The organism is Anaeromassilibacillus sp. SJQ-5, from assembly GCF_054108045.1.
On sequence record NZ_JBPJWQ010000001.1, the window covers coordinates 960,656 to 973,644 of the forward strand.

Annotated in this window: 8 protein-coding genes; all 8 read left to right on the plus strand. The window is 62.3% G+C overall.

Annotated elements, in window-relative coordinates; genetic code table 11:
- The first annotated feature begins 2 nt into the window (after positions 1-2).
- From ACSAMM_RS03915 to ACSAMM_RS03950, 8 genes are read left to right on the plus strand one after another with little or no spacing between them, the layout of a single operon-like run.
- Entirely contained in the window at positions 3-2,879 is a 2,877-nt protein-coding gene (locus ACSAMM_RS03915; protein ID WP_457789906.1) for an extracellular solute-binding protein, read from the plus strand.
- The gene (locus tag ACSAMM_RS03920; protein WP_178725443.1) at positions 2,876-3,796 is read left to right on the plus strand and encodes a sugar ABC transporter permease; all 921 of its coding nucleotides are present in this window, start codon (positions 2,876-2,878) and stop codon (positions 3,794-3,796) included. Before ACSAMM_RS03915 ends, ACSAMM_RS03920 begins: the two co-directional genes overlap by 4 nt.
- Before the next feature lie 34 nt (positions 3,797-3,830).
- On the plus strand, positions 3,831-4,742 hold the full coding sequence (locus tag ACSAMM_RS03925) for a carbohydrate ABC transporter permease (RefSeq protein ID WP_457789908.1): 912 nt from the start codon (positions 3,831-3,833) through the stop codon (positions 4,740-4,742).
- A 6-nt stretch (positions 4,743-4,748) separates the two neighbouring features.
- Positions 4,749-6,818, plus strand: coding sequence for a YIP1 family protein (locus ACSAMM_RS03930; RefSeq protein ID WP_457789910.1), 2,070 nt, complete (start codon positions 4,749-4,751; stop codon positions 6,816-6,818).
- A 20-nt stretch (positions 6,819-6,838) separates the two neighbouring features.
- Entirely contained in the window at positions 6,839-9,133 is a 2,295-nt protein-coding gene (locus ACSAMM_RS03935; protein ID WP_457789912.1) for a DUF5696 domain-containing protein, read from the plus strand.
- A gap of 33 nt (positions 9,134-9,166) precedes the next feature.
- Complete coding sequence (locus ACSAMM_RS03940) at positions 9,167-10,060, plus strand: ABC transporter permease subunit (protein WP_178723077.1); 894 nt, start codon at positions 9,167-9,169, stop codon at positions 10,058-10,060.
- Between the two features lie 6 nt (positions 10,061-10,066).
- Positions 10,067-10,981, plus strand: coding sequence for an ABC transporter permease subunit (locus tag ACSAMM_RS03945; protein WP_178723075.1), 915 nt, complete (start codon positions 10,067-10,069; stop codon positions 10,979-10,981).
- Positions 10,982-11,018: 37 nt separating this feature from the next.
- Positions 11,019-12,986, plus strand: coding sequence for an ADP-ribosylglycohydrolase family protein (locus tag ACSAMM_RS03950; RefSeq protein ID WP_457789914.1), 1,968 nt, complete (start codon positions 11,019-11,021; stop codon positions 12,984-12,986).
- Positions 12,987-12,989: the final 3 nt, after the last annotated feature.

A 12,989-nucleotide genomic window follows, 5' to 3' on the forward strand; every position in this document is an offset into this window, starting at 1 on the left:
ATATGCGGTGGGCCAGGCGGGTTCTGGCCGGAGTCCTGTCCGCCGCCCTGCTGCCGCTGTGCGCGGCGGCGCAGGGGAAACCGGCGGAGGCGGCGGCCCCCTCCGAAGGGGGAATGTCCGCCTTTGGCCGGGACGGCTACGACGCCTACATCGGCCGGTACGCCGACGCGCCCCGGCCGGTGACCGTGGTGCCGGTGCCGGCGGCGGCCTGCGAGGGGACGCCCGCGCCCGAAGTGCTGCCCGTGTTCGAGGGCAGGACGGACGTGGTGGTCTTTGACCAGGCGGAAACCACCCTGACCTGGAAGGTGACGGTGGGGACGGCGGGACTGTACCGGGTGGCGGTGGATTACTATCCGGCGCCGGGGCGCACGGGCAACGTGGAGTTCGACGTGCAGCTCAACGGCGAACGGCCCTTCGAGCAGGCGCAGCAGATTGTGCTGAACCGCCTGTGGAAGGACGAGGCCCCCATGAAGCAGGACAACCGGGGCAACGATTTGCGGCCGACGCAGGTATGCGAGGACGCCTGGCTGACAGCGGATTTCGCTGATAAAGAGGGCATACTCAACCAGCCCTATGAGTTTTACCTGCGGGAGGGGACAAACACCCTGTCCCTGGGGCTTATCCGTGAAGGGGTGTATTTGGCCGGGCTGCGGGTATACAATCCCGAGCCGCTTCCCGATTATGCGGCCTATCGCCGGGCGCTCGGCGGCGTCAAGCAGCCGGCGGCGTACCAGCAGAAGGTGCAGGGGGAGGACGCGGCGTACAAGTCGGATCCCTCCCTGTTTCCCATCGCGGATCGCTCCAGCCCGCTGACTGAGCCTTTTGACGCGGCGGCCAGCCGGCTCAACACCATCGGGGGCAGCAACTGGCAGAACGCGGGCCAGTGGATTTCGTGGGAAATCGAGGTGCCGGAGGACGGGGATTACATCTTGGGAATGCGGTATCGCCAGGATCTGCTCAAGGGCTTTTCCTCATACCGCCGGGTATACATAGACGACGAGGTGCCCTTTTCCGAACTGCTGGAGGTGGAATACGCCTACGACAAGGACTGGATCGGCGAGCCCTTCGGCGGGGCGGAAAACCCGTATCTGTTCCGACTGTCCAAGGGGCGGCACACCATCCGTCTGGAGGTGGTCACGGGGGACACCAGCCAGACCATCCAGGCGGCGGACAATGTGGTGCTGGCCATGAACCAGGTGTATCGGAAAATCATCATGTTAACCGGCGTGCATCCCGACGTCAACCGGGACTACAACCTAGAGGACGACATCCCCGAGCTGGCCTCCGATTTCGCCGCCATTGCGAAAATGGTGCGCGACGAGGTGGAGCGGGTGGAGAAGCAGTCGGGCCGCAGCAACGCGGACATCGGCCTGCTCAAGGAAATCGGGGTGCAGCTCGACAGCCTTGCGGAGGACCCGGAAAGCGTGGTGGAGCGGCTGGAGAGGTACAAGAACAACGTGACCGCCCTGTCCGCGGCGATTCTCACCATGCGGCAGAAGCCGCTGGAGGTGGACTACCTGCTGGCGGCGAGCCCCGGGACGGTCATGCCCCGGGCCAAGGCCAGCTTTTGGGAATCCCTTGCCGCGGGGGCGAAGATGTTTGTCGCTTCGTTCTTCGTGGATTACAACTTCATCGGCGACGTGGCCGAGGGGGCGACGGTGCTGGACGTGTGGGTGATGTCCGGCCGGGATCAGGCCCAGGTCACCAAGACTCTCATCGACAACCAGTTCACCCCGAAAACGGGGATTGCCGTCAACCTGAACCACGTCAAGGGGACGCTGATGGAAGCGACCATGGCGGGGAAGGGGCCGGACATCGCCCTGGGCGTGGGCCGGACGCAGCCGGTGGATCTGGCGCTGCGGGGCACGCTGCTGGCGCTGGAGGGCTTCGACGGCTTCGAGGAGGCCAAAAAAGATTTTCAGGAGACGGCCTTCGTGCCTTATACCCTGCAGGGGCATATCTACGCCATGCCGGAGACCCAGATTTTCGACATGCTATTTTACCGCACCGATATTTTTGAAGAGATCGGGGTGGAGCCGCCCGAGACCTGGGACGACCTGTACCGGGTGATCCGTCTGCTGGAGAGACGGAATCTGGACGTGGGTCTGCCCAGCCTGACAACCCAGACGGCTTCCTCGAGCACCCCGTTCCCCAAGACCTTCGGCAGCATGCTGCTGCAAAACGGGCTGTCCTATTTCAACGACGGACAGACGGGCACCCGGTTTGACGAGGTGAAGGCCATCGAGGTGTTCACCCAGTATATTGAGCTGTACCGGGATTATTCCCTGCCGGTTTACTACGATTTCGCCACCCGGTTCCGCAGCGGCGAGATGCCCATGGGACTGGCGCCCTATTCCATGTTCAACGTGCTGTACATCATGGCGCCGGAAATCCGCAATCTCTGGGAGATGCGGCCGGTGTTCGGGGTGCGGCAGGAGGACGGGAGCGTCAACAACCGGGTGGAGGGCGACGGCTCGGGCGCGATCGCCTTCAGCCATGTGAAGAATCCGGAGGACGCTTTCACCTTCCTGCGCTGGTGGACAGGGGAGGAGGCCCAGACGCTGTACGCCCGGGAGATGGAATCCATCCTGGGGCCGGCAGCCCGACATACCACGGCCAACCGGCGGGCCTTTGAGAACCTGGCCTGGTCGGCCTCTGAGCAGAAACATCTCGTCAGCCAGTGGAATAAGGTGGTGGAGCAGCCGGTTATCCCGGGGGCCTACTTCATGTCCCGCAGCCTGAACAACGCGGTGATGGAGGCCGTGTACGACAACGGCAATCCGCGGGCGGTGCTGCAGAAGTACAACAAGGATATCAACCAGGAAATTCAGCGCAAGCGCAAGGAATTCAAGCTGGACGCGGAGGAGGGGCGGTCATGAGGAAAACGACACCGGGCGCTTCCCTGCGCCGCAAGCGCCGCCCTAAGCAGCTGCTGGTCAGCTACGCCATGCTGCTGCCCTTTCTGTTCTTCTTCTTTTTAATGTTCGTCATGCCCATTTTCGTCTCCCTGTTCATGAGCTTCACCAACTTCAATATGCTGCAGACCCCGGATTTCGTGGGGTTCAGCAACTACATCAAGCTGTTTTTGGACGACGACGTGTTCGTCACCGCCCTGACCAACACCATGGTGTTCGCCTTCATCAGCGGGCCCATCAGCTATGTGCTTTGCTTTCTGCTGGCCTGGATTATCAGCGATTTGGGGCCGACCCTGCGCTCCATCGTGACGGTCTGCTTTTACGCGCCGTCGGTGGCAGGAACCGGCATCTATGTGGTGTGGCGGCTGATTTTCAGCTCCGATTCCTACGGTATGATCAACGGCCTTTTGATGCGCATGGGGCTTATCGACGAGCCGATTTTATGGCTGACCGATCCGCAGATGAGTCTGGGCATCGTGATTCTGGTGCATATCTGGCTGTCCCTGGGGGCCGGGTTCCTGGCGTTTATCGCGGGGCTGCAGAACATCGATCGCTCCCAGTACGAGGCGGGGGCCATCGACGGCATCCGCAACCGGTGGATGGAGCTGTGGTACATCACCCTGCCCAACATGCTGCCCATGCTGATATTCGGCGCGGTGATGCAGATCGCCAAGTCGTTTGCCGTGGCGGACGTCAGCATGGAGCTGGCCGGGTTCCCCAGCATCAAGTACGCGGCCCACACCATCGACATCCACGCCTTCGATTATGGCTTCGTGCGGTTCGAAATGGGCTATGCGTGCGCGATCACGGTGGTGCTGTTCGCCATCATCATCGCGACCAACCAGGTCATTACGCGGGCGCTGAAAAAAGTCGGCAGCTGATGCGCCGGATCCCATACGGAAAGGAGCGGATACAGTGAAATCTGCGCAATCGGCGGCCCTGCGGCGGCCCGTCCGCCCCAGAAGGCGGCTGGCCGTCGGGAAAAAGAAGCTCAACCGCTCGCGGGCGGCCAACGCTTTCATATTTCTGTTCCTGCTGGCCGGGGCCGTCTTTATGGACATCCCGCTGGTATACACCTTTGTCAACGCGTTCAAGCCGCTGGAGGAATTCTTTGTGTTCCCGCCGCGGTTCTATGTCATCCATCCCACGCTGGAGAATTTCAGCGATTTATCCAAGCTGCTGAGCAACATGTGGGTGCCGCTGTCCCGGTATCTGTTCAACAGCGTGTTCGTCAGCGCGGTGGCCACGGTGGGCTGCATCGTGTTCACGGTCATGGCGGCCTTTGTGATTACCAAGCACGATATTCCGGGGAAAAAGCTCATCGACTTCCTCATTGTCAACGCCATTCTCTTTACCGGCAAGGTCATCGGGGTGCCGCAGTATATCGTGCTGTCCTCCATGAACTGGATCGACAGCTTCATGGCCCTGCTGGCCCCCATGCTGTGCATGCCGCTGGGAATGTTCCTCATCCGGCAGTTCATGGACATGGTGCCGGATGAAATCATCGAGAGCGGGCGCATCGACGGGGCCGGGGAGCTGCGGATATGTTGGAAAATCGTGGCCCCCATGGTGCGGCCGGCGGTGATTACGGTATCGATTTTCGTGTTCCAGAGCATTTGGAACTATTCCTCGAGCACGGCGTTTATTTACACCGAATCGCTCAAGACTCTGCCCAACGTGCTGTCCCAGGTATCCAACGGCACCATGGCCCGCGCGGGGGTGGAAGCGGTGGCGGCCCTGATCATTCTGCTGCCGCCGATTCTGTTCTTCATCATTTTCCAGAGGCGGATTATCGAGACCATGTCGTCCTCGGGCATAAAGGGGTGAGTCAGTATGAGATTGCGCAGAGGTCTTGCCATCGGTCTGCTGCTGGCCCTGGCGGCCGCAACGCCGGCGGCCGCCTTCACCCCCTATGAATCCTACAATTACAACGCCTGGGGCGAGAGCGTGCCCATGCCCTCCACCTATGAGGTCGAACAGGTGGCGGACGGGGCGGCCATGGGCGCCGGGGAGCTGAAGGCGCCGGCCGACCTGTTCGCGGCGGGGGAGAACGTGTATATCCTGGACGCGGGGAACGGGCGGGTGCTGGTGACGGACACGCAGCTGCGGCTGCAGCGCACGCTGGAGAACCCGGATTTTGTGGGCGGTGCGGGCCTGTTCGTGGACGGGCAGGGGGCGTTGTATGTCGCCAACAAGGACGCGGGAAAAATCATTCGGACCGACAAGGACGGCAAGACCCTGTCCGCCTTCGGCAAGCCGGTGGGGGAGGAGATCCCCGATTCGCTGGATTTCAAGCCGGTCAAGGTGGCGGCGGGGCTGGAAGATTCCCTTTACATTGTGTGCGAGGGATCGTTCCAGGGAATTATGGAGACCGATTATCAGGGCAATTCCCTGGGATTTTACGGCAGCAACCGGGTGGAGGCCAGCCAAATCGATCTGTTCTGGCGGCGGCTGTTCTCCAAGGAACAGCGGGAAAACACCAAAAACATCGTGCCCATCGAGTACGCCTCCCTGGACATCGACGGCGCGGGCTTCGTATACGCGGTTACGGCGGAATCGAAAAACTCCCAGTATGAAATCAAGAAGCTGGATCCCAAGGGGATGAACATCCTGCGGGTGCGGGCGGCGGAGGACATGGTGCCCGGCGTCAAGCTGAACATGGGTGACTACGGCGATCTGGAGGTCAGCTACGAGCGGGGGCAGAAGACCGACACCCGCTTTGTCGATATCAAGGCGGATGACGACGGATTCCTGTACGCGCTCGACGGGCAGCGGGGGCGGGTGTTCCAATACGACAACGACAGCAATCTGCTGTGCGTGTTCGGCGATATGGGAGAGCAGACGGGTACCTTCCGCCGGCCGGTTAGTGTGGAGAGCCTGGGGGATCGGGTGCTGGTGCTGGACAGCGAAAAGGGGAATGTGACCGTTTTCCGACCCACGACGCTGGGCGGAACCATCCGGCAGGCGGTTTCCCTGTACAACCGGGGGCTGTACGAACAGTCGAAAGAGGTGTGGCTGCGGGTCAACCGGATGTCCACCAACTACGAGCTGGCGTATACGGGCCTCGGCAAGGCGCTGTACAACGAGGGCGATTTCGCCGGGGCGATGAAATATTATAAGCTGGCGTACGACAAGCGGGGCTACGACGACGCCTACACCGAGTACCGCAAGGAGTTCATCCGGGGGCATTTCGGCTGGCTGCTGCTCGCGCTGGCGGCGGGGATCGCCCTGCTGGCGGTGGGGGTACGGCAGATACGCAAACGGCATCCTCTGGCCCGGGTGTTCCGGGGGGAGCGCTATCTGCCGGTGAGGTATTATCTGACCAAGCCCTTCAAAGCCTCGGACGACGTGCGGATGATGGATCAGGGCGGGATCGGAGCGGCGGCGGTGATCATGGCGCTGCTGGTGCTCAGCCGGATCGTCTCCATGGGGATGACGGGGTTCCTGTTCAACAACCAGCGGCTCGAGAATATCCAGGCGGGACAGGAAATTCTTCTGGTTTTCGCCCTGTACGGCGGGTTCATCCTGTGCAACTGGGCGGTATCCACTTTGGTGGGCGGCGAGGGACGCCGCCGGGACGTGGCCGTCGTCGCCGGGTATTCCTTTGTTCCCATGGTGGTGGGAAATCTGGTGTGCGCGGTGCTGTCCAACGGACTGACGCTGCGGGAGAGCGGCATACTCGGCATCGTATCGGCCGCGGCGACCGCCTATTCCTTCATCCTGCTGTTCATCGGGGTGATGACGGTGCACCGGCTGACGGCTCTGGGCGCGGCGGCGAATATCCTGCTGACCCTGGTGGGGATGCTGCTGCTGCTGTTCTTGCTGGTGCTGGTGTACGGCCTGACCAGCCAGATGGTGGTCTTTATTCAAAATATTCTGACAGAAATACTCTACCGCGTATAAGGAAAGGCAGGTGGCGGCGAATGCGGAAAGCAAACGGCTTCAGGGAAGCCTGGCGCGGTGTGCGCGCGGCGGCAAACCGCCCGGGCATGCTGCGGCGCATCGTGCGGACGGGGCTTCTCTGCCTGCTGGCCCTGACGGTGCTGGTGCCGGCGGTGTATGTGGCCGGTCTGCCCCGGGGAAAGGCGGACGCGGCGGCGGTGAACGGGACGAGGCCGGGAGAAAGCGATGCGCACTCTCTTGCCATAGACAAGGCGACGGGCGCCGTCAGCGTGACCACCGGAGAGGGGGCCGTGTGGCGGAGCAATCCCACCCCCGACGAGGCGGCGGCCGACACGCTGGCCAAGGGTGTGTACAAGATGACCATGCTGTCCCAGCTGGTCATCCGGTATGTGGACGAGGACAACCGTAGTTATACGGCCACCACCTACGCCAACGCGCTGGACTCCGGCCGGCGGGCGCCGGATATTACGGGGGGCGGGGACGCCTACCGGGTGACCTACCGCTTTCCGACCGGGAAGGCGGCGGAGAACCGGTATCTGAGCGTGGCGGTGGAATATGCGCTGCTCAACGGCTATCTGCAGGTGCGGGTGCCCTTTGACGGCATCGAGGAAAACGACAGGTTCAAGCTGGTGGATATTTCCCTGCTGCCCTATTTTGGGGCGGGGTCGCCGGAGGATGAGGGGTATTTCCTGCTGCCCGACGGCAACGGGGCGGCGATTGATTTCAACACCCCGCGCACCGGCGCGGTGGAGTACGCGGCCGAGGTATACGGCCGGGACCCCAGTCTCAAGCAGCAGCAAAAGGGCGCGGTGGCGCAGCCGGTCAGCCTGCCCTTCCTGGGCATCCGGCGGGGACAGGACGCCCTGCTGGCCATCGCGGCCGAGGGCGGCGAGCTGGCCACCATCAAGGCGGCGGCTTTCGGCATGAGCACCCAGTGGAACAGCGCGTATTTCACCTTTCGCTACCGGGAGACGGACAACATCACCCTCAACGAAATGTCCTGGAGCGAGCGGGTGCTCCCCTATCTGGGAGAGGTCAACGGGGATGTGGAGGCGTTCACCGTCCTGTACAGCTTCCTGCCCAGGGGGCAGGCCGACGAGGCCGGCATGGCGGCCGCCGGCAGGCGGTACCTGATGCAGGCGTACGGGATGGAAGCGCCGGAAACGGGAAGCGCCCCGCTGTATATCGATTTGTACATGTGCGTGGAGCGCACCAAGGCGATGCTGGGGCTGCCCTACAGCGGCACGGAGGTGCTGACCTCCTTCGACCAGGCCATCCGGCTGCTGGACGAGATACGGAGCGTCCACCAAGGCGGGGTGGTGGTGCGGCTGAACGCTTGGCGCGCCAATGAAAACCGGGGAATGGTGTCCGACCGGCTGGATGCGGAGGACGCCATCGGCGGGAAGAAGGGGCTGGACGCCCTGATACGGTACGCCCAGGAGCACGAGGACGTGGTGCTCTGCCCGGCGGCGGATTTCACCCGGGCCCAGAAGAGCGGAGGAAGCTTTCTGGCCCTGTTCCAGGCCGCCCGCAATGTCAGTGGCTCCATCGCCGAGGCGGCGGACTTCCTGCCCAGCACCAAGACCAAAAATACCCTGCAGGATCCCGGCTATTATCTCAACCCCGCCTATTCCCGGAATCTTCTGGAGCGCTTTGCGGCCAGGCTGAAAAAGCGGAGCGGGTCGCCGCGCGTGGGGATTGCGGTGGACGGCTACGGCAGCCTGCTGTACGCCGATGCGCACACCTCCGTGTTCGACAGGCTGTTCGCCCGGCAGGCCAGCGACCGGGCCGGATCGGCCGCCCAGTGGCAGGCGGGGCTGCGGCGGGCGGGGGAGAGCTTCGAACGGGTGCTACTCGACGGGGCGGCCGCTTACGCCCTGCCCTTTGCCACCGACGTGACGGGCATCCCCCTGACCTCCAGCCGGTACACCATCTTCACCCGGGAGGTGCCCTTCCTGCAGATGGTGCTCTCCGGCATGACGGCGGCGGCCGGGGAGCCGGTCAACATGGCGGAGGATCCGGAGACCTACCTGCTTCAATGCTTGCAGGGCGGCACGGCGCCGCTGTTCGCTTTCACGGCGGAGGAGACCTCCCGGCTGAAAAACTCCCGCCTGGACGACTTATACGATACCCAGTACGCCCAGTGGGCCGCGGATTTGCCCGCGCTGCTGGAGAACTACCAAAAGACCGCGGCCGCGGTAAGGGGACGGGCAATCACCGGGTGGCGGGAGGAAAACGGCCAAATCGTCACCACCTTCGAGGGAGGGGCGCGGCTCCTCATCGACTATGAAAACAAGACCGCCGTTCTGCAGTAAGCCGCCGCGGGGCGGGAAAGGGGGAAACGGAGAATGCGGTGGAAAAGGACGCTGGAAAAGCGCAGGGCCTTTACCGGCTGGATGTTTGTACTGCCCTGGATAGTCGGCGTGATTCCCTTCTTCATCATCCCGCTTATCAGCACGCTGTATTATTCTCTGGGCGAGTTGAAGCTGGCGGCGGGCGGGATCGATGTGACCTTTCTGGGAGGGGAGAATTATCTGGCGCTGTTCACCAAGGATCCGACCTTTGTCAAGGAGCTGGTCGGAAGCTTGAAAACCATGCTGACCGAATCCTTCATGATCCTGGTGTTCGGGCTGTTTTTCGCGCTGCTGCTTAACCAGAAATTCCATGGGCGCACGGTGGCGCGGGCAATTCTGTTCCTGCCGGTTATCGTCACCTCCGGCGTGGTAATCTTCATCCTGAAGAACGATTCCACCGCGTCCAGCTTGATGAGCGGGGGAGGTTCCCAGGGGTTCATTCAGCTGACGGCGGTCAGCCAGCTCCTCTCCCGCATCGGGCTGGGCCAAGAGTTTGTGGACACCGTCACCGGCCTGATGAGCAGCATTTTCGATTTGCTGTGGAAGTGCGGCGTGCAGACCCTGCTGTTTCTCAGCGGCCTGCAATCGGTGCCCTCCAGCTTTTACGAGGCGGCCAGCGTCGAGGGGGCCAGTTCCTGGGAAAAATTCTGGAAAATCACCTTCCCATCCATCGCGCCCATCCTCCTTATCGGCATCGTGTATACCATTGTGGATTCCTTCACGTATTACGGCAACAACATCATGCTGAGGGCCATCTCGCCGGCGCTGGACAATCTGCGGTATTCTTACGCGGCGGCGATGTCCCTGACATACAGCGCCATGGTCATGGCCGTGCTGGGGCTGGTGTTCCTGCTGGTGGGCCGGCGGATTATCTATACGGAGAGGTGACGCGCCATGGCGAGAAATCATTGGATAACCGAGGACAACCGCTTCAACCGGCAGGCGGCGGCGCGCAGCTGCTGGTCGCTGGTGCGCGCCGTCATCCTCATCGAGACCAGCTTTGTGCTGCTGTATCCGCTGCTGTACGCGGTCAGCGTCGCTTTCCGGCCGCCGGCGCAGCTCAACGACCCGGTGGTCATCTGGATCCCGAAGTCCCTGACGCTGGACAACATCCGGCAGGTGTGGGATTTCATCGAGTTCCCGAAGCTGTTGGGCAATACGGTGCTGATCGACCTGTTCAGCACGCTGTTCCAAACCTTGTCCTGCTGCGTGGTGGGATACGGCTTCGCCCGGTTTGCCTTCAAGGGCAAGGGGCTGCTGTTCGCGGTGGTGATTCTGACCATCGTCATCCCGCCCCAGGCGGTCACCATCTCCAATTTCATGCAGTTCAAGCAGATGGGGATACTGGATACGCCGCTGGCGTTTTATCTGCCCGCCCTGACGGCCAACGGGATTCGCTCGGGCCTATTTATCTTCATATTCCGGCAGTTTTTCCGGGGGATGCCGGTGGAAATCGAGGACGCGGCCTATGTGGACGGATGCGGGCCGGTTAGAACCTTCCTGCGCATCATGCTGCCAAACGCCCTGTCCCCGGTACTGATCGTGTTCCTGTTTTCCTTGGTATGGTATTGGAACGATACCTTCTTTTCCGGCATGTATCTCGATCAGTTCAAGACCCTATCGGTCACGCTGGAGGTGCTGAAAAACAATCTGGGCGTTATGCTGCCCGGCCTGCAGGCCGACCAGTTCACCATTTCGGCTTATCTGCAGGCAGGGGTCCTTCTCATCGTGGCACCGGTTTTGCTGATTTATATTCTCCTGCAGAAGTATTTTACCGAAAGCATCACCCGCACGGGCCTCATCGGTTAGCCCGGCTACCATATAAGGAAATGGCAGGTATCGGATTATGAACGCTAGTATGGCTACGGCCGCCGCACCCGTCCGGAGCGGGGCGGCGATGACCTACGATCAATATTTCGACAAGGTATACGGCGGCTGGTTCGGCAAGTGCCTGGGGGGCGCGGGCGGCGCCCGATGCGAGGGCATCAAGCAGAAGCTGGACGTCACCATGCGCCAGGTGCTGGACAAGGACATCCCCAATGACGATTTGGACATCCAGCTGCTCTGGCTGACGGTGCTGGAGGAAAAGGGGCCGGCCGTCACCGCCGACGATTTGGCTGAGGCGTGGCTGGCCCACTGCTGGTATCCGTTCGGGGAATACGGGTATTTCATGCGCAACGCCCGGCGGGGAATCCGCCCGCCTTATTCCGGCGGGTTCAACAACGCCTATTTCAAGGAGGGGATGGGTTGCCCCATCCGCTCGGAAATTTGGGCGTTCGTTCATCCCGGAGATCCGGACGCGGCGGTGGCCATGGCGCTGCAGGACGGCAGCCTCGATCACGAGGGCAATTCCTGCTGGGGAGAGGCTTTCTTGGCGTATATCGAAAGTGAGGCTTTTTTCGAACAGGATATCCGGCTACTGCTGCGCCGCGGGCTCGGTGTGATCGGCGAACCCTGCCGGATGCGGGACTGCCTGACCATGGTGCTGGACAGCTTTGAGAAGGGCCGTTCCTTTGAGGAGATCAGGGACGCGATCTTGCTGGATTATTCCCACCCGGATTTCACCAATTCGGTACAGAACCTGGGGTTTACGGCGCTGGCGCTGCTGTTCGGCGGGGGAGACATGGAAACCACCATCAACCTGGCTCTGCGCTGCGGCTACGACGCCGACTGCACCTGTGCGTCGGCCGGGGCGGTGGTGGGGATACTCTCCGGGTATCGGGCGATCGACGAGGGGCTCAAGGAGCTGCTTCAGGACAAATTCGTCTGCGGGATCGACGTGACCCGGCCGGACGACACCATTTTGACCCTGGCTCGGGACACCTGCGCCGTCGGCGTGGGGTTGCATCCCGCCGCAGTGGGGGGGGTGCCGGAGGACATGGCGATCCCCGCCTGGGAAAAGGCGGAGCCGGCGGTCGGCGTCACCGTGGAATATCTGGGGCGGCCGGCCATCGGGTTCGGCGACGCTTGCCCGCTGCTGGTGCGTGTGCATAACGGCACCGGCCGGACGGCGGCCGGGGAGGTGCGCTTCACCGGCCTGCCGGAAGGATTCTCGGCGGAGCTCGAGGCACCGGCTGTCCTGCGGCTGGGGCCGGGGGAAGAGGCGGCGGTCAAAGCGGTCTGCCGTACGGCGGCGGGCGGCTTCCGTCTCAGCCAGACGAACTGGCTGCGGGTAGGTCTGTTCGGCGCGGACGGCGCGGAGATCGCGGGCCATTCCTTCGGTATCGTGGGCGCGATGGAATGGCGGGTAAGCGGGCCGTTCATCGAGGAGTATGACGAGACCGAACGCCGGGATTATCCCTCCTGCCACGCGGATAACAGCACGCTGCCGGGGATCGAGGCCCTGTTCTCCAACATGGCTGACCCGACCAAGGCGTATCTGGACGAGGAGGCGTACGTGGCTTCTCCACTCTCGTTCCCCTGTTCCCGGCTGATGACGGCCTACGAGGACAAACTCCCGCTGGACGAAACCTTCGGCTTTACCGGCGAGGCCACCTTCTATCTGACGACGGATTTCTGGTTCCCGGAGGAGGGGGAGCGGTGGCTGGTCATCGGCAACAACGACGCCTTCAAGCTGTGGCTCAACGGCGAGCTGGTGCGGGAAAATCAGGAGGTGCGCAATTGGCAGCCCCACTGCCACGGCGATATCGTGCGGCTGAAGCAGGGGCGCAACCGCATTTCCCTCAAGCTTACCAAGCGGAGCAAAACCCTGGAGTTTTCCCTGGGGATACGCCGGTACGAAGGCAACCACTATCACCGGATGCCCTGGGAAACCGAATACGCGTCCATTAAAATGCCCGAAGAGAAAGGATGAGTT